At 68.9% G+C, this 17,540-nt stretch carries 16 protein-coding genes; 4 read left to right on the top strand and 12 right to left on the bottom strand.

Annotation, left to right across the window (positions count from 1 at the left end):
- Nucleotides 1-170: 170 nt before the first annotated feature.
- From ASF34_RS21290 to ASF34_RS21240, 11 genes are all read right to left on the bottom strand, one after another.
- Entirely contained in the window at nt 171-539 is a 369-nt protein-coding gene (locus ASF34_RS21290; RefSeq protein ID WP_026175897.1) for a hypothetical protein, read from the bottom strand.
- Nucleotides 520-1,233, bottom strand: coding sequence for a hypothetical protein (locus ASF34_RS21285; RefSeq protein ID WP_018043608.1), 714 nt, complete (start codon nt 1,231-1,233; stop codon nt 520-522). Before ASF34_RS21285 ends, ASF34_RS21290 begins: the two co-directional genes overlap by 20 nt.
- The gene (gene pqqE / locus ASF34_RS21280; RefSeq protein ID WP_018043607.1) at nt 1,230-2,387 is read right to left on the bottom strand and encodes a pyrroloquinoline quinone biosynthesis protein PqqE; all 1,158 of its coding nucleotides are present in this window, start codon (nt 2,385-2,387) and stop codon (nt 1,230-1,232) included. The genes ASF34_RS21285 and pqqE overlap by 4 nt, the downstream gene beginning before the upstream one ends.
- Nucleotides 2,384-3,460 (bottom strand): pyrroloquinoline-quinone synthase PqqC, encoded by a 1,077-nt coding sequence (pqqC, locus tag ASF34_RS21275; RefSeq protein ID WP_018043606.1) that lies wholly within the window; start codon nt 3,458-3,460, stop codon nt 2,384-2,386. The genes pqqE and pqqC overlap by 4 nt, the downstream gene beginning before the upstream one ends.
- A 148-nt stretch (nt 3,461-3,608) precedes the next feature.
- Nucleotides 3,609-4,508 (bottom strand): pyrroloquinoline quinone biosynthesis protein PqqB, encoded by a 900-nt coding sequence (pqqB, locus tag ASF34_RS21270; RefSeq protein ID WP_018043605.1) that lies wholly within the window; start codon nt 4,506-4,508, stop codon nt 3,609-3,611.
- Nucleotides 4,509-4,552: 44 nt separating this feature from the next.
- Nucleotides 4,553-4,642: a pyrroloquinoline quinone precursor peptide PqqA gene (gene pqqA / locus ASF34_RS21265; RefSeq protein WP_018043604.1), complete on the bottom strand. Its 90-nt coding sequence runs from the start codon at nt 4,640-4,642 to the stop codon at nt 4,553-4,555.
- Between the two features lie 181 nt (nt 4,643-4,823).
- A complete protein-coding gene (locus ASF34_RS21260; protein WP_018043603.1) occupies nt 4,824-5,528 on the bottom strand; it encodes a response regulator transcription factor in 705 nt (234 codons plus the stop codon).
- Nucleotides 5,525-7,138, bottom strand: coding sequence for a sensor histidine kinase (locus tag ASF34_RS21255; protein ID WP_056164371.1), 1,614 nt, complete (start codon nt 7,136-7,138; stop codon nt 5,525-5,527). Before ASF34_RS21255 ends, ASF34_RS21260 begins: the two co-directional genes overlap by 4 nt.
- A gap of 176 nt (nt 7,139-7,314) precedes the next feature.
- Nucleotides 7,315-10,083: a type I DNA topoisomerase gene (gene topA / locus ASF34_RS21250; RefSeq protein WP_056164368.1), complete on the bottom strand. Its 2,769-nt coding sequence runs from the start codon at nt 10,081-10,083 to the stop codon at nt 7,315-7,317.
- 209 nt (nt 10,084-10,292) lie between these two features.
- Complete coding sequence (locus tag ASF34_RS21245; RefSeq protein WP_056164365.1) at nt 10,293-11,126, bottom strand: molybdopterin-binding protein; 834 nt, start codon at nt 11,124-11,126, stop codon at nt 10,293-10,295.
- The gene (locus ASF34_RS21240) at nt 11,123-12,046 is read right to left on the bottom strand and encodes a cytochrome b/b6 domain-containing protein (RefSeq protein WP_056164362.1); all 924 of its coding nucleotides are present in this window, start codon (nt 12,044-12,046) and stop codon (nt 11,123-11,125) included. The genes ASF34_RS21245 and ASF34_RS21240 overlap by 4 nt, the downstream gene beginning before the upstream one ends.
- 190 nt (nt 12,047-12,236) lie before the next feature.
- Between ASF34_RS21240 and ASF34_RS21235 the strand changes: the two genes are divergently transcribed.
- Genes ASF34_RS21235 through dprA form a run of 4 tightly spaced genes read left to right on the top strand, consistent with a single transcriptional unit; the run spans nt 12,237 to nt 16,314 of the window.
- Entirely contained in the window at nt 12,237-13,181 is a 945-nt protein-coding gene (locus ASF34_RS21235) for an aspartate carbamoyltransferase catalytic subunit (protein WP_056149536.1), read from the top strand.
- The gene (locus ASF34_RS21230; protein ID WP_443136554.1) at nt 13,181-14,497 is read left to right on the top strand and encodes a dihydroorotase; all 1,317 of its coding nucleotides are present in this window, start codon (nt 13,181-13,183) and stop codon (nt 14,495-14,497) included. Before ASF34_RS21235 ends, ASF34_RS21230 begins: the two co-directional genes overlap by 1 nt.
- Nucleotides 14,494-15,102 (top strand): glycerol-3-phosphate 1-O-acyltransferase PlsY, encoded by a 609-nt coding sequence (plsY, locus tag ASF34_RS21225; protein WP_056164360.1) that lies wholly within the window; start codon nt 14,494-14,496, stop codon nt 15,100-15,102. The genes ASF34_RS21230 and plsY overlap by 4 nt, the downstream gene beginning before the upstream one ends.
- A 36-nt stretch (nt 15,103-15,138) precedes the next feature.
- Nucleotides 15,139-16,314, top strand: coding sequence for a DNA-processing protein DprA (gene dprA, locus ASF34_RS21220; protein ID WP_056164624.1), 1,176 nt, complete (start codon nt 15,139-15,141; stop codon nt 16,312-16,314).
- A gap of 281 nt (nt 16,315-16,595) precedes the next feature.
- On the opposite strand, the gene ASF34_RS21215 is transcribed toward dprA, so the two are convergent.
- Nucleotides 16,596-17,525 carry a virginiamycin B lyase family protein gene (locus ASF34_RS21215; RefSeq protein WP_056164357.1) on the bottom strand — a complete coding sequence of 310 codons (930 nt, stop codon included), beginning with the start codon at nt 17,523-17,525 and terminating at the stop codon, nt 16,596-16,598.
- Nucleotides 17,526-17,540 lie beyond the last annotated feature (15 nt).

Genomic DNA, 17,540 nt, shown 5'->3' with positions numbered 1-17,540 from the left:
GGACGATGCCATTCTTCCACCTCATCCTGAGGTGCCGAAGCAAAGCGAAGGCCTCGAAGGAGGCCTTCCGATCTCGCCGCGAGCGCGGGAAGGCTCCTTCGAGGCCGCTTCGTGTCACCTCGGGATGAGGGAGAAGGTGGGATCGCCGTATCCGAGAGGGGTCGAGCCGGTCACACCCCGCCGCGATAGCAGCGGATCTCGGCTTCGGCCTGGGCGCGGCGCAGATCCGCGACCTTGTCGTCGAACACCTTCGTCGAGCGGAACTCGTTCGAACGGGCGCCGATGCCCTGGCGCATGGACAGGACCGTGCTCGCCTGGACGTATTTGTCATAGGTCAGGATCGAGGCGAGGGCGTCGATGGAGCACGAGCAGCGCGAGAGCGATTCCCGCGACTGCCCGTTGGCCGCCATGCAGCCGAACACGTAATCCGCCCGCGCCTCGGTGGGGTAGTCGTTCTCGCTGTCTGCCGCCTGGACGGGGGCGCCGGCGAGGCCGAGCATGAGGGCGAGAAAGCCGCCTTTAACCAGCGTTCGGATCATAGGTCAGATTCTCCTGGAGAAGTTCGCCGCCATCCGCCGTCTTCGACTGCGCCTCGATGGAGAGTAGTTCGCCGGGCACGGCGGGCGACGTCACGAAGGTGTATTTCAGGTTCTCGAGGCCGCGCATGCGGTCCTTCATCTTGTCGTCGAGGAAGGGCTGCACTTCCACGCGCCAGGCATCCACTGTCTGTCCCTTCACGGTGGCGGTCGTCGCGGTCACGGTCGCGTTGTCGCGCAGGGCCTTGCGGATGCCGTTCTTGATGTAGCGCGGGTTGGCCGAGAGCACCTTGGCGAGGTCGATGAGGTGATGCTCGAGGAAGAGCGTCATCACCGGGTTGCCAGGCATGTCGTTGAACGGGCCGGCGGGGAATCGGTTCGCGCCCGAGAACATCTGCACGCGGATCGTCCGGTTCTCCGGCGCCCCGCCCGGCTCGATGCTGAGCTTGATCTGGTCGTCCATGGTCGGGCCGAACGGACCCTTGGAGATGCCGCTGCGCCGGAGATACGCGTAGGTGAGGGTCGAGCCCGGCGCCACATTCTTCATCTGCGGCTCTTCGAACAGCAGGTCCGAGGCATTGGGCGGGGTGGCGGTGTTGGCCTTGGTCACGGCGGGGGCATCTGCCGGGGGCGTGCCCTGCGCCAGGGCGGGCAGACCGGCAAACGACAGGGCGAACGCGACGAGAACGGGCTTCACAGGGGAGCATCCTCTTTCAGGGGCGGCGGCGCAGCGCGATCCACGTTGCTGCCGATCGTCCGGTAGACATAATCGGGCGGCGTCTCGGCCGCCTCTTCCGTGGCGAGTTCCCGCACCTTCGCATGGAGCGGGGAAAGCGAGCAGGCCGGGTCGGTGGCCGCGGCATCGCCGGCCAGAGCCAGCGCCTGGCAGCGGCAGCCGCCCCAATCCTTCTCGCGCCGATCGCAGGAGCGGCAGGGCTCCTTCATCCAGTCCGTCCCGCGATAGGCGGTGAAAGCCGGGGAGTTCGCCCAGATATCGGCGAGCGAATGGTCGGAGACGTACCAGAATTCGAGATGCTTGATGGTCTCGGCGGCGTGGCAGGGGAGCACCTTACCGGCCGGCGTCACGTTCATCAGCTTGCGGCCCCAGCCGCCGGCGCAGGCCTTCGGGTATTTCGCATAGTAGTCGGGAACGACGAGATCGATGACGAGCTGGCCCTTCAGCCGCTCGCGCGCGGCCTCGACGATGCGGATCGACTGATCGACCTGGGCCTTGTCCGGCATCAGGGCGGCGCGGTTCACATAGGCCCAGCCGTAATACTGGGTATGGGCGACCTCCAGGCGCTTGGCGCCGAGCTTGACGGCCAGATCGATGAAGCCCTCTACCTCGTGGATGTTGCCACGGTGGATCACGGAATTCAGCGTCAGCGGCAGGCCGAGCCGCGTCACGCGCTCGGCAAAGGCGAATTTCTGCGGCTGAGCGTTCTTCAGGCCGCCGATCTTCTCCGCGTTGGCCGCGTCGACGCCTTGCACCGACAGCTGCACATGGTCGAGGCCCGCATCGTAGAGGGCGTCGAGCTTGGCCAACGCACCGCCGACGCCCGAGGTGATGAGATTGGAATACAGACCCAGCTTGGCGCAGGTCTGGGTGATCTCGACGATGTCGCTGCGGGCCGTGGGCTCGCCGCCGGAGAGGTGGACATGCAGCACGCCGAGACCCGCCGCCTCCGTCAGCACCCGCTGCCACGTCGCCGTGTCGAGTTCGCCCGAGCGCCGGTCGAGTTCGAGCGGGTTCGAGCAATAGGGACAGCGCAGGGGACAGCGATGGGTCAGCTCCGCGAGGAGCCCGACCGGAGCCGGCAGGGAAGGGGTATTCGGCGTGATGGCGTTCATCGCTCCAGAACCCGTTTCGTGGCGAGGTCGTTGAGCATGGCCAGGACGTCGGCCTCGATCACGTCCGGGTCGGCGGTGAAGGTCTCGGCGAGCTTCACCGCAATGTCTCGCACGCTGCGCTGGCCATCGACCAGCGACAGGACCGCCACGGCATTGGCGTCGAGGTCGAAGGTGCGCTCGGGCGCCAGCAGCACATGCTGACCGCGGACCTCGTCGTGGCGCAGGCGCACGCCACGGGGCAGGCGTGGCACGTCGCCCGACCGGACCGTGCCGGTGCCGGCCGCCTGCGCCACTTCGGCGACGAGGCCGGTGCCGGGCGTCCAGGCATCCGGCGGGGTCATGCCCGGAGCCACGTAGGAGAAGTAGAGCGCGTCGAGCTGCGTCCAGAGCACGTTACACTTGAAGGTCAGCGCGGCCATGGCCTGACGCTGCAGTTCGGGTGTCGTGGCGTGCTGCTTGACGTAGTCGATGGCGAATTCCGCATCGCGCGGGGCCTGGGTCAGGCGCTTGTCGAAATAGGCCAGCGTGTCCTTGGTGATGAAATCGTAGTTCTTCAGCATCCCGGCCACGCGCTCGGAGATGATCGTCGGCGAGAACATCTCGGTGAGCGAGGAGGCGATGGCCTCCAGCAGCGAGCGCTCCTTCACGAAATGCACGTAGGCATCCACCGAGAAGCGGGTCGCCGACAGGATCCCTTGCGTCGATTCCACGTAGTCGCGACGGAAACCGACGCCCTCGGCGAGTTTCAGCCAACGCTCGATACCGCCGTCTCCGGGCGCGTCGCCATCATGGTCGACGATGCGCTGGCGCCACACGCGTCGCAGGCTCGCATCCTCCATGCGGGCGAGCACGGCGGCGTCCTTCACCGGGATCATCGCCTGGTAATAATAGCGGTTGAGCGCCCAGGCCCTGACCTGATCCTTGTTCAGCTTGCCGTCGTGCAGCAGGCGGTGGAACGGATGCAGGTTGTGATAGCGCCGTGCGCCGATGTCGCGCAACGCCGTCTCGAGTTCCTCGGGGCTGAGCAGGCGCTGGGACGCGTCGGTTTTGGGCGTGGGAAAGGGCGCGGTCATGGCGTGGCTCGGCGTTTCGACGAAGGGCGACGGTCGGAACTTTTCTTACAGATAGCGACGATCCCCGTGAAGGCCACGGACGACAAGCGCGCAATCCTATTGGACACAATATAAGGCGGCGGCATTAAAATGCCAGCCGTGCATTCGGCTAGAGCGACAGGGTCAACCCGTCATGGGCCACTGTCCAGCCCTCGGCCTCCACAGATCTCCGTTCGGCGGAGCCCTCTACCAGCACCGGATTGGTGTTGTTGATATGGACGAAGACCCGGCGGCCGATCTCCACCTCGGCCAGCGCCGCGATCGATCCGCCCTGTCCCGTCATCGGCACGTGGCCCATGCGCCATCCGGTCTTCACGCCGACCCCGGCGCGGATCATGTCGTCGTCGAGGAGCACCGTCCCGTCGAACAGAAGCGCATCGACGCCCGAGATGCGTTGCTTCAGCCCGTCCGTGACGCGCGCGCAGCCGGGAATGTAGGCGAGGCGGCGCCCATTCGCCTCGATCATCGCGCCCACCGTCGTCTCGGTCTCGGCGCCGATCTCCATGGTCTCGTCCTCGAGCCAGAGCGGCACCTTGCCCGGCACCGCGAACAGCGTGACGGTGAGGCCGGGGACCGGTTCGAACGCGTGGTCGAGCGCGATCTTCTCGCGCGTCACCACGTCGGCCGCCATCACGTCGAAGACCCGGTTGGCGTTGACGGAATCGAGGATGCCGGAGGTGGCGTAGAGTGTGTAGGGCTGGCCCTCGCGCAGGGTCAGCAACCCCGCCACGTGGTCGACATCGCCGTTGGTGAGGAGCACGGCATGGATCGGCGAGTGACGCAGGCCCTCCTGCGGATGCATCGCCGGATTGTCGAAGAGTTGCTGCCGGATGTCCGGGGAGGCGTTCACCAGGAGCCACCGCTCGCCATCGGGCGACACGGCGATGCTCGACTGGGTTCGTGGGCGCACTCTGGAGGAATCCTCCCGCGCGAGCGAGCAGATGGGGCAGCGGCAATTCCACTGGGGAAGGCCGCCGCCCGCGGCCGAGCCGAGGATCACGACATGCATGGCTGAACCGGCGCTGCCTCGATCCTCACGCGCGACGCGATATCTCAGTTGAAGGTGTCGATCTCAGCCGACTCGTAGCTGGTGACTTCCATGCCGACACAGATCTCGGAAACGACGGGGGCAGCCCAGGTCATGGTGTTTCTCCTCGGTATGTTTCTTGGACGTCAGCAGCATCCGGATCTCGTATTAAGGAGATCCTAAGACACTGACGGCGCAGTCATTTCTGTCGCGGGAGCTATATCGACAATTCCACCGGACTCTTCAAGCGATAAATTGCCGGATCGTCCCGCGATACGGCGAGAAAACGCATCACGCTCAATGGCGGAAATCTTGGCCCCGCAGGTCGAGCATAAAGCCGCGCCCCCGCACCGTGACGATGACCGGACCGCCGAAGCGGACGAAATCCGAGAGCTTGGTGCGCAGGTAACCCACGTAGACGTCGACGACATTCAGCGACAGGCCGCCCTGGCCGGCCCAGAGCTTGTCGAAGATGTCCCCGCGCGACACCGGCTGGTTGGCCTTGTCCATCAGCAGGGCCAGCAGCTCCGATTCGCGGGGCGTGAGGCGCGCGGTCGCATCCCCGAGGGAGACCTGCCGGATGTTGAGATCGAGAACGAGCTTGCCGGCGGTGACGATGGTGCGCGGCTGGTCCGATTCCTTGCGGCGCAGGAGGTGCGTCTGCAGGCGGGCCAGCAGCTCGTCGAAGACGAAGGGCTTGACGATGTAGTCGTCGGCCCCGAGCGCCAGGCCTTCGGCCCGGTCGCGGACCTCGTCGCGGGCGGAGAGGAACAGGATCGGGCCGGGATAGCCGCCCTCACGCAGGGAGCGGCAGACGTCGTGGCCCGACCCGTCGGGCAGGGTGATGTCGAGGACGACCGCACCGGGTGCCTCGTCACGGGCGGAGGTGAGGGCGTCGTCGACGCAGCCGGCCACCCCCACGGAGAACCCTTCGGCCTCCAGGCCCCGCGCCAGCATGGCCCTGATGTCGCTGTCGTCCTCGACGATGAGCACTCGCGTCATGCGGCGCCGTCCTTCCGCTTCGTTTCTCGTCCGTCCTCGGGATCGAGGTCGAGGACGGGCAGGACGAGCGTCACGCGCGCGCCCGTCCCGTCCTCGCCGGCCCCGAGGCTGATCGCCCCATCATGGCGCTCCGTCACCCAGCGCGCCAGTGCCAAGCCGATGCCGAAGCCCGATTCCCCCGAGTGGCCTTCCCGCCGGAAGCGTTCGAACAGGTCCGCCCCGGCCGCCGGAAAGCCAGCCCCGTCATCCGTCACCGTGATCGTGGCCGAGCGCGCCTCGTCGACGGCGAGTGCGACCACCACCCGTGTCAGCCCCGTGGCGTGCCGCAGGGCGTTGTCGATCAGGCTCTCCACCACCTGCCGCAGCCATTCCCGGTCGGCGAGAAGCGTCGCGTCGCGGGGGGCGGGGTCGAGGATGAGGCTCACCCGCCGGCGCGCCGCCTCGGAGGCGGCGCTGTCCACGGCGTCGGTGAGGATGGCGAGGGCGCTTGCGGCGCGCCGGTCGAGCTCGATCTGGCCGGATTCGGAGCGCGCGACCCGCAGCAGATCCTCGACCCGGCGCTGCAGGCGCAGGGCCCGCTTGCGGATGGTGGCGAAGACCGGGGCGTAATCGACCCCCGCCCGGCCTGCCGAGCGGGCGGCGATGTCGCATTCGCCGAGGATCACGGTGAGCGGCGTGCGCAGCTCGTGGCTGACATCGGCGAAGAAGCGCCGGCGCGAGCGGTCCACCGCCTCCAGGCGCTCGTTGGCGGCGCGCAGGTCGGTGGTCCTCGCCTCCACCGTGTCCTCGAGGGCGGCGCGGTCGGCGGCGAGCCGCCCTTCGCGCCGGGCGAGGCGTGCGGCCATGCGGTTGAAATTCGCCACCAGCAGGCCGAGCTCGTCCCGCGTCGCCACCGAGAGGCGCGTGTCGAGCTCACCGCGCCCGACGGCACCTGCCGCCTGGCGCACTGCCTCGATCCGCGCCAAGGTCGGCCGGGTCACCGCCCGGTACAGGACGAAGACCAGGGCCAGTGCCAGGATGACGGCGGCGAGCGACGCGATCCGCAGGGTCGCTGAGAGCTGGCGCGCCTCGTCCGAACCCGCGATCATCGAGCGGCGCTCCACCTCGATGAGGAAGGAGAGCGGCTGGCCGGTCATGGCGCCGAACCCGTTCAAGGCACCGCGGATGGAGTTGCGCCGCTGATCCTCCTCGGATTGGCGCAGGACCTGGGAGACCTGCCGGTCGAGGATGGCGCGGGCCGAGCGGAGCTGGGCCAGCGGCCGCGTGCGCGCGGCGTACTGCATCCGGTCGAGGGGATCGTCGCTGACGGCGATGCTCTTGCCCAGCGCCTCGTCGACGGCGACGAGCGCCCGGTCGACATTGGTGCGGGCGATGGCGAGCCCTTCAGGTTGGGCGTCCGGGTTGCTCACCGTCTCCAGCGCGGCGAGGCCGTACTGGGTCATGCGGCCGGACAGTTCCACCAGGAGTTCGAGCCGCGCCTGCGCCGCGAGCGTCCGGTCGATGGTGCGCTCGGCCGCGCCGATGGAGCCCAGCACCCCGAGCGCCGCCAGGATCACCAGCAACGCGGCGCCGCCGAGCAGCAGCGCGAACCGGACCTTCAGAGAGCGCATCGCGTAGGGCCGCCCGTGTCTCGCCGTTTCCTCGGGCGCGAGCGATAGCGCAATCCGCCCCGGCGTCCAGGGCCATAACGCTCAACGGTCCTTGTCCCGGTCGCTCGTAAAAGCGCATCCTCTCTCCCCGCATGCGGGGAGAGAGCCGCGACGCCCATCCTCGACGAGTCGACGGATCAAGCCTTCTTGCGTGCGGCCGTCTTTGCCGCCGGCTTCTTTGCCGTGGTGGTCTTGGGAGTGGTGGTCTTGGGAGTGCTCGTCTTGGCAGCGGTCGCCGTGCTCTTCGCCGCCGTCCCGGCTGCCGCCTTGGTCCCCGCCGCCTTCTTGGCGGGAGCCTTCGCCGTTCCCGCCTTGGTGGCGGTCTTGGTCGCCGTCTTGCGGGCCGGGGCCTTCTTCTTGCCGCCGCCCGCCGCCTCGCGGGCGGCGATCAGCTCCAGCGCCTGGGGCAGGGCGATGTCCTCGGCCGCCAGGGTCTTGGGCAGCGTCGCGTTGGTGGTGCCGTCGGTGACGTAGGGGCCGTACTTGCCCGACTTTACCACGATGGCCTTACCGGTCTCGGGATGGTTGCCGAGCGCCCGGCCGGGATCGGAGGCCGGGCCGCGGCGTCCGCCGCCCTGCTCCTTGGCGACGATGAGGTCGATGGCGCGGTTGGCGCCGATCTCCAGCACGTCGTCGTCGCGGCCGAGATTGGCGTACATCTTCCCATGCTGCACGTAAGGACCGAACCGGCCGAGATTGGCCAGGATCGGCTCGCCGCTCTCGGGGTGCCTCGCCACTTCGCGGGGGAGGGCGAGGAGACGCAGCGCCTTCTCCAGATCGACGTCGGAGGGGCTCAATCCCTTCGGCAGGGACGAACGCTTGGGCTTGGGCGCTTCCTTGTCGGTGGAGGCTTCGCCGAGCTGGACGAAGGGACCGAAGCGCCCGTCGCGCAGGGTAACGGACATGCCGGTGACCGGATCGTCGCCGAGCACCCGCGTGCCGGGCTGGCCGCCGCCGGAGGTGCCGTCGCCCTCGCCCTCAACGGCGTTGGCCGCGAGCTGGCGGGTGTACTTGCACTCGGGGTAGTTCGAGCAGCCGACGAAGGCACCGAACTTGCCGAGCTTGAGCGAGAGCTGGCCCGAGCCGCAGGTCGGGCAGGTGCGCGGGTTCGAGCCGTCCGCCTTCTCGGGGAAGATGTGCGCCCCGAGGAGGTCGTTCAGGGCATCGAGTACCTCGGTGACGCGGAGCTCCTTGGTGCCGGAGATCGCGGCCGAGAAGTCCTTCCAGAAATCGCGCAACACCTCGCGCCAGTCGATCTCGGCGTTGGAGACCCGGTCGAGCTGGGTCTCGAGATCGGCGGTGAAGTCGTACTCGACGTAGCGCTGGAAGAAGCTTTCCAGGAAGCCGGTGACGAGGCGCCCCTTGTCCTCGGCCACCAGGCGCTTCTTCTCGATCCGTACGTATTCACGGTCACGCAGGGTCTGCAGCACGGCGGCATAGGTCGAGGGCCGGCCGATGCCGAGTTCCTCCATCCGCTTCACGAGGCTGGCCTCTGAGAAGCGCGGCGGCGGCTCGGTGAAATGCTGGGTCGAGACGATACGCTCGCGCTTGAGCGCGTCGCCCGCCTTCATTGGCGGCAGGCGCTTGCCGTCCTCGTCCTCCTCGTCGTCCTTGCCCTCCTGGTAGAGGGTGAGGAAGCCGTCGAACTTCACCACCTGACCGGTGGCACGCAGATCGATCTTGCGAGGGCCGACGGAGGCGACGATGTCGACGGTGGTGCGCTCCAGCTCGGCCGATTCCATCTGGCTCGCCACCGTGCGGGTCCAGATCAGGTCGTAGAGCTTGGCCTGCTCCGCATCCACATAGCGGGCTACGGATTTGGGTAGCCGGCTCATGTCCGTGGGGCGCACGGCCTCGTGGGCCTCCTGCGCGTTCTTGGCCTTGGCGCTGTAGCGGCGCGGGACGTCGGGAAGGTAGCGTTCGCCGTATTCCTTGCCGATGACGCGGCGTGCGTCGGCGATGGCCTCGGGGGCCATGTCGACGCCGTCGGTTCGCATGTAGGTGATCAGACCCACGGTCTCACCGCCGATCTCGACACCCTCGTAGAGCTTCTGCGCCGCCCGCATGGTCTGGGCCGGCGCCATCCCGAGCTTGCGCGAGGCCTCCTGCTGGAGTGTGGAGGTGGTGAAGGGCGGGGCCGGATGGCGCTTGGCGGGCTTGGCCTCGACGCTGCCGACCTGGAACGTGGCGAGTTCGAGGTCGCGCTTGAACGCGGCGGCGTCCTCGCCGTTGCCGACATCGAGACGCTGGATGCGCTTGCCGTCGGCACCCACGAGACGCGCCTCGAACACCGCGCCGTCCTGGGTCACCAGGGTCGCCACCAGCGACCAGTATTCGCGGGGCTTGAACGTCTCGATCTCGCGCTCGCGCTCGCAGACGAGGCGAAGCGCCACGGACTGGACGCGGCCGGCCGAACGGGCTCCCGGCAGCTTGCGCCAGAGCACCGGCGAGAGGTTGAAGCCGACGAGATAATCCAGGGCGCGACGCGCCAGATAGGCGTCCACCAGGGCCTGGTCGATCTGGCGCGGATTGCGCATGGCGGTGTCCACCGCCGCCTTGGTGATGGCGTTGAAGGTCACGCGCTCGATCGGCATGCCCTTGATCGCCTTGCGGGCGTTGAGGGCCTCGACCACGTGCCAGGAGATGGCCTCGCCCTCGCGATCCGGATCGGTGGCGAGGATCAGGCCATCGGCACCCTTGAGTGCCCTGACGATCTCCGAGACGCGCTTCGAGCCGCGGTCGTCGAGCTCCCACAGCATGCGGAAATCCGCCTCCGGGTCGACGGAACCGTCCTTGGCGGGAAGGTCGCGGATATGGCCGAACGAGGCGAGCACCTCGTAGTCGCGGCCGAGATACTTGTTGATCGTCTTGGCCTTGGCCGGCGACTCGACGACGACGACTTTCATGTGCGGATCAGCCTCTCGTCAGCGCCCGAGCTGCCGCCGGGACTCGCAGCCGGCGGGGTTTCTCCCACCGGGACTCACAGATTGTGTGCAAGACTTCGAACGTGGCCTGGCACCATGGCCGGCCCGGCGCTTTGCGGGGGACAAGTGGGTCAAGGGCGCGGGGTTGTCAAATCGGGAGGAGGCGGTGCCGTTGCAAGATGCGGTACCCGTCAGATCCCCGCATACCATTCGTAGCCGCGATCCTCCCAATAGCCGCCCTGGCCGTCGCCGATCCCGGACAGGCTGTCCACCACCTCGATCCGCATGACGTATTTGGCGTGTTTGTAGCCGAGCTGGCGCTCGACCCGCAGGCGCAAGGGGGCGCCGTTCGAGACGGGCAGGGCCTTGCCGTTCATGTCGTAGGCCAGGATCGTCTGCGGGTGGAAGGCGTCGGTGAGGTCGAGGCTTTCGTAGTACCGGATCGGACGGCCGTTCGGACCGCCATCGCCGGCCTCTATCTCCGCCACGTCCCCGCCCTCGAGACCGCCACCGGCCATCTCCATCGTGTCGGCGCAATGGAACACGACGTAGCGTGCGTTCGGCTTCAGCCTCGCCCGGGTCAGGACTTCGCCGAGCGGGACGCCGGTCCATTTGCCGATGGCGCTCCACCCCTCGACGCAATCGTGCCGGGTGATCTGGGTCCGCGAGGGCAGGGCACGCAGGTCAGCGAGGGACAGGTCCTGCGGCTGTTCGACGAGGCCGTCGATCCTCAGTCTGAAGGTCGCGAAGCCGGCCTGCGCCAGGGCCTTGTAGCCGTCGTCCGGAGGGTCGATCGTCCCGTTCGGCTTGAACCGGGGCGAGATGTCGCTCTCGTCGAACTCGTGGGCGAGGGAGGTCGGCGTCAGAAGCAGGCGCTGCACGAACAGGTTGGCATCCTCCCCGAGCTTCAGCGTGCGCCGGCCCCAATCGCTGCCGGCGATGCGGTCGCAGCCGCCGAGGACGGCGGAACCCACCAGGCCGGCCACGCCGGTGAGGATGCCGCGACGGTTGGGAGCGCGCGTCATCGGCCCTTCCCCGGATAGGAAGTCTTGCCCGGATAGGAAGTCTTGCCCGGATCGGAGGTCTTGCCCGGATCGGAGGTCTTGGTGGTCTCGATGACGAACCAGCCGGTGACCATGCCGCGCAGGTTGTTCCAGGCCCCCGAGACCAGCACGAGTGCCACATGGACGAGGGTGAACAGCACGAGCAGGTTCGTGACGATGAAGTGGACGGTCCGGGCCGATTGCCGGCCGCCGAACAGGGCGGGCAGGGGCAGCACGGCGTTGAAACCCGGCGACATGGCGAGGCCCGTGAGCAGCATCATTGGCAGCAGGAGGACGATGACGGCGAAATAGCTCAGTTTCTGCAGCGTGTTGTAGCGCCGGGCCTCGTCGCCTTTCGGGAAGGTCAGGGTGAGGTGCTCGCGGATCGAGCCGCCGAGATGCCGGATCTGGTCTCTCTGGGGCACGATCCGGCGGCGCAGCTGGCCGCTCTCGATGCCGTAGATGAGATAGATCAGCCCATTGATGAAGAAGGCCCAGGCGAACAGGAAGTGCCAGCGGCGCCCGGTGGCGAGGTCCTGGTGCGCCGGCAGGGTGATCCAGGCGGGGAAGGCCCTGCCCGTGGTTTGGCCCTGCGCGGTGGAGAGGCCGAGCCAGCCGGTCGTGTCGAGCGTGCGATCGCCGATCCTGACGATTCCTCGCGCCGCGCCCTCCGCCGTCTCGTCGTTCGTAACGGCGAGGAGCGGCGCGTCGAAGGTCGAGGCCGAGCCCCAGTACAAAGCCGGATGGGCGTTGAAGATCTGCAGCCCGCTCATCAGCAGCACGGCGAGGCAGACGAGGTTGATCCAGTGGGCGGCCCGGATCACCGCGGGGTGGCGGAAGATCCAGCGGCGGCGGATCGTCTCGATCCGCTCGTCGGGCCGTCTCGTCGTGCTGGCTGCCAAGGGGCGGACTCCGGCCTCGATCACGAATCGCGCCCATCTGAGTCAGCCGGAGGGCGCATTCTAAAGGAGACTACGAGCCACGGGGCGGAAAGGTTACACGCCCCCGTCACGCCGCGGCAGCAAGCGACCGGTCCCCGGCCCATCGCTCCTTGCCGCTCCCCGTCCGCCTCCCTATAGCCATGGTCTCAGAATGACCGTCGCACCCGCCTCCTTCCCCCATCGGCACCTTCTCGGCATCGAGGGGCTGTCGCGCCCCGATATCGAGGCCCTCCTCGACCGGGCGGAGGATGCCGTGTCCCTCTCCCGCCAGGTGGAGAAGAAGCGCACCACCCTGCGCGGCCGCACTCAGATCAACCTGTTCTTCGAGCCCTCGACCCGCACCCAGAGTTCGTTCGAACTCGCGGGCAAGCGTCTCGGCGCCGACGTCATGAACATGTCGGTGGCCTCGTCCTCGGTGAAGAAGGGCGAGACCCTCATCGACACGGCCGCCACCCTCAACGCCATGCGGCCCGACATCATCGTCGTGCGCCACCACTCCGCCGGGGCCGTGCATCTCCTGGCCCGCAAGGTCGATTGTTCGGTGGTCAATGCCGGCGACGGCGCCCACGAGCACCCGACCCAGGCGCTGCTGGACGCGCTCACCATCCGCCGCAACAAGGGGCGGATCGAGGGCTTGAGGGTCGCGATCTGCGGCGACGTCCTGCACAGCCGCGTCGCCCGCTCGAACATCATCCTGCTCCAAGCCATGGGCGCCCGCGTGCGGGTCATCGGCCCCTCGACGCTGCTCCCCACCGGGATCGAGCGCTTCGGCGTCGAGGTCTTCACCGACATGCGCAAGGGGCTCGAGGGCTGCGACATCGTGATGATGCTGCGGCTCCAGCGCGAGCGCATGAACGGCTCCTTCGTCCCCTCGGTGAAGGAGTATTTCCGCTATTTCGGCCTCGATGCCGAGAAGCTGGCGCTGGCCGCGCCCGACGCCCTGGTGATGCATCCGGGACCCATGAACCGCGGCGTCGAGATCTCGTCCGAGATCGCCGACGGGGCGCAATCCCTGATCCGCGAGCAGGTGGAGATGGGGGTCGCCGTCCGCATGGCGGTCCTCGAAGCCCTCGCGACGCATCTGCCGAACGCGTGATGGCCATGACCGGACACGTCCTCCTCACCCATGCCAGCCTCCTCGATCCGGCCACGAGCCGCGAGGGGCCGGGCCATGTCCTCGTCCATGACGGCCGCATCGCCGATATCGCCTGGGGCGCGTCACCTGCCGCTCCCGAGGGCGCCGAGATCGTCGATTGCGGCGGCCATGTCCTGAGCCCCGGCCTCATGGATCTCCGCGCCTTCGTCGGCGAGCCGGGCGCCGAGCACCGCGAGACCCTGGCCAGCGCCAGCGCGGCGGCGGCGGCCGGAGGGGTCACCACCCTCGTCTGCATGCCCGACACCAACCCGGTCATCGACGGGCCGGCCATCGTCGATTTCGTCCTGCGCCGCGCCCGCGACACGGCCTGCGTCACCGTCCTGCCGGCCGCCGCCATCACCAAGGGGCTGGCCGGCCAGGAGATGACCGAGTTCGGCCTGCTGCAGGAGGCCGGCGCCGTCGCCTTCACCGACGGCCTCAAGGCCGTGCGCAACGCCCAGGTGATGCGCCGCGCGCTCACCTATGCCCGCGATTTCGACGCCCTGCTGATGCAGCACGTGGAGGAGCCCGACCTCGTCGGCGAGGGCGTGATGAACGAGGGCGAGATGGCCTCGCGGCTGGGCCTCGTCGGCATCCCGCGGGAGGCCGAGACGGTGATGCTGGAGCGCGACATCCGTCTCGTTCGCCTCACCGGCGGCCGCTACCACGCCGCCATGATCTCATGCGCCGATTCGGTGGAGATCGTGCGGCGGGCCAAGCACGACGGCCTGCCCGTCACCTGCGGCGCCTCGGTGAACAACCTCGTCCTCAACGAGGGCGATATCGGCCATTACCGCACCTTCTGCCGGCTCTCGCCGCCGCTGCGGCACGAGACCGACCGCCTCGCCCTGGTGGAGGCCCTGAACGAGGGCGTGATCGACGTCGTCGTCTCAGACCACAACCCGCAAGACGTGGAGACCAAGCGCCTGCCCTTCGCCGAGGCCGCCGACGGGGCACTCGGCATCGAGACCCTGCTCGGCGCGGCGCTGCGCCTCGTCCATACCGGCGACGTGGCGCTGCCTCGCCTGCTGGAGGCCCTCACCGTCACCCCGGCGGCGATCCTGCGGCGCGAGGCCGGGCGCCTCGCCGTCGGCGCGCCGGCCGATCTGGTGCTGATCGATCCCGACCTGCCCTACGTGCTCGACAAGCGGCGCCTCAAGTCGCGCTCCAAGAACTCGCCCTTCGACGAGGCGCGGCTACAGGGGGCGGCGATCCTGACCATGGTCGGCGGGCGCATCGTCTACCGGGCCGCGCAGGGTACGGAGGCGGCGGCGTGACCCTTCTGCTCGATGCCGGCTGGCCGCTCCTGCTCGCGAGTCTGGCCGGCGGCTATCTCGCCGGCTCGATCCCGTTCGGGCTGATCGTCACGCGGTTCGCCGGCCTCGGCGACGTCCGCGCCATCGGCTCGGGGAATATCGGTGCCACCAACGTGCTGCGCACCGGCCGCAAGGGGCTCGCCGCCGCGACCCTGCTCGGCGATGCGCTGAAGGGCACCCTCGCCGTGCTGCTGGCCGCCCGCTTCGGCGAGGGCGCCGCTCTGGCGGCGGGGCTCGGCGCCTTCCTCGGCCACCTCTTCCCGGTCTGGCTCGGGTTCAAGGGGGGCAAGGGCGTCGCCACTTTCCTTGGTGTGCTCCTCGCCTTCAGCCCCATCGGCCTCGCCGCCTTCGCGGCGATCTGGCTCGGCCTCGCCTTCACGTTGAAATACTCGTCGCTCGCCGCGCTCGCCGCCTCGGCCGCGACACCCATCGTCCTGTGGGCGGATGGACAGCCTGCGGTTGCGCTGCTCTTCCTCGTGCTCGCGATCCTGCTATGGTGGAAGCACGCTCCCAACATCCGCCGACTGCTCGACGGCTCCGAGGGGCGGATCGGGCAGAAGGGCTGACCCGATCGACCGTCGAGGGAGGTCCGGGGCATGGGCATGCAACTCAACCCCGCCCAGCGCCTCGACTGGCTCCGACTGATCCGCACCGAGGGCGTCGGCCCGCGCACCTTCCGGACCCTGATCAACCGCTTCGGCGGAGCCGGCGCGGCGCTGGAAGCCCTGCCGGACCTCGCGAAGCGCGGGGCCAAGCGCCTCGTGCCGGTGACGCGGGCGCAGGCGGAAGCCGAATTGGAGGCCGCGGCCAGGATCGGCGTCCGCCTCGTGGCCATGGGCGAGGACGATTACCCCAAACTGCTCCAAGCCGCCGATTCGGCGCCGCCCCTGATCGCGCTCCGGGGACAGGCGGCGATCCTCTCCCGGCCGGCCATCGCCATCGTCGGCTCCCGCAACGCCTCGGCCGCCGGCCTCGGCTTCACCGAGCGTCTGGCGCGGGGCCTCGGCGAGGCCGGCCTCGTCGTGGTCTCGGGGCTGGCGCGCGGCATCGATGCCCGCGCGCACAAGGCCTCCCTGGGCTCGGGAACGGTGGCGGTGCTCGCCGGCGGCCAGGACCGGATCTATCCGGCCAACCACGAGGCCCTGGTGGAGAGCATCCTCGATGCCGGCGGCGCGGTGCTGGCCGAGATGCCCATGGGCTGGGAGCCCCGCGGCCGGGACTTTCCCCGGCGCAACCGCATCATCTCCGGTCTCGCCTACGGCACCGTGGTGGTGGAGGCCGCGCGGCGCTCGGGCTCGCTCATCACCGCGCGCTTCGCCCTCGAACAGGGCAGGGAGGTCTTCGCCGTGCCGGGCTCGCCCCTCGACCCGCGCGCCGAGGGCACCAACGACCTCATCCGCCAGGGCGCGACCCTGGTCTCGGAGGTGGAGCACGTCACCTCCGCCATCGCGCCGCTGATCGGGCGGGGGGATTTCGAACAGGGGACCGGCCAGCTCGCCCTCGACCGGCCCGACCTCGCCGACGCGCCGATCTTCTGGGACGAGCTCGACGGGATCGGCGGCCCGGCCCCCGAGGCGGAGGAGGAGATCGAGGAGCCGGAACCCGCCGACGACCGCGCCCGCCTCATCGCCTATCTGAGCCCGACCCCCATCGGCACCGACGACCTCGCCCGCGCGGCGGGACTCAGCGTGCGCATCGTCCAGACGACGCTGCTGGAACTCGAACTCGACGGCCGGATCGAGCGGCATGGCAGCGGAGCGGTGTCGCTGGTGTCGTAGGGAGGACGGGTGTCCGTCTTTCTCGCCGCCTGCCTACTGGTTCGCCCATCGCGCGGGATGCACTGTCCTGCCCTCCTCCCCAGCGGATCTCGGGCCTGCCCGAGATTCATCGAGCTTGTGGGGAGGAGTTGGAGGCGGGGGTGGTTGGGCGACCCTGATCCTTCGGAGGCTGGCGGAGCCACCCCCACTCCTAACCTCTCCCCACAAGGGGGAGAGGGACGCGGTCTGCCTGAAAAAGCAGGTGTGGGAATGCCGTAGCACCGCCCGCGCAGATGCGAGTGCTACCGCAAAAAGTCTCCGAACGAGCGTGGGCCGTCCGGCACCGGGATGTCCTTGATCACCTTGAGCGTCGTCGCGTCGATGACGCCCAGCGTGTTCGAGCCCCAGTTGGTCACGTAGAGAAGGCTGCCGTCGCGGGAGGCGGCGATGCCTTCCGGATGGTCGCCCACCTCGATGGCCGCCACGTTGGTGAGGGTCTTCAGGTTGAACACCGTCACGGTGTTCGAATACTGGTCGGTGACGAAGCCCCGCGTGGCGGTCAGCGCCACCACGTAGGGCCGCTCGCCGGTGGTGACCCGGCCGAATTCCCGCCGTCCGGAGACATCGATGACGGAGACGTCGTTCGACATGACGTTGGCGGTGTAGGCGCGGGTGCCGGTCTCATCGAGGGTGATGCCGAACGGGTGCTCGCCCACCGGGATCTTCACCGTCTCGGTGGCGGTGGCCGCATCGACCACGGAGACGGAATTGCCCTCGCGGTTGGCCACCAGGATCGTGGCGCCGTCGGGCGTCACCGCGATACCCGAGGGCGAGGCGCCCACCTGGATCTCGGTCTCGATCTTGGAACCGTCGGCCGAGACCACGAAGATGCGGCTGCCGTACCAGTCGGCCACGTAGACCGCTCCGGATTTCGGATTGACGGCGACGCCGAGCGGGCCGCCGGGCAGGGCGAGCGTGCCCGTCACCGCGCGGGCGTCGAGATCGACGATGGCGAGGCCGTGGCCCTCGGGGCGGGTGACGTAGGCGGTCTTGCGATCGGGCGACAGGGCGATGCCGGCCGGCGCCCCGTCAACCGGGATCTGGGCGGTGACGACCTGCGTGTCGAGATCGACCACGGCGAGAATGTTGGCCCCCTGCGCCGTGACCAGGGCCTCGTCGGCGAGGGCGGGGGACGCGATCAACGCCACGGCGAGAGCACCTGCACGAGCCATCCCGGCAATCCCCTC

This window comes from Methylobacterium sp. Leaf106, assembly GCF_001422895.1.
Taxonomy (GTDB): domain Bacteria; phylum Pseudomonadota; class Alphaproteobacteria; order Rhizobiales; family Beijerinckiaceae; genus Methylobacterium; species Methylobacterium bullatum.
Note: the sequence above shows the minus strand (reverse complement) of the source record. Positions and strands in the feature narration are given on the sequence as shown.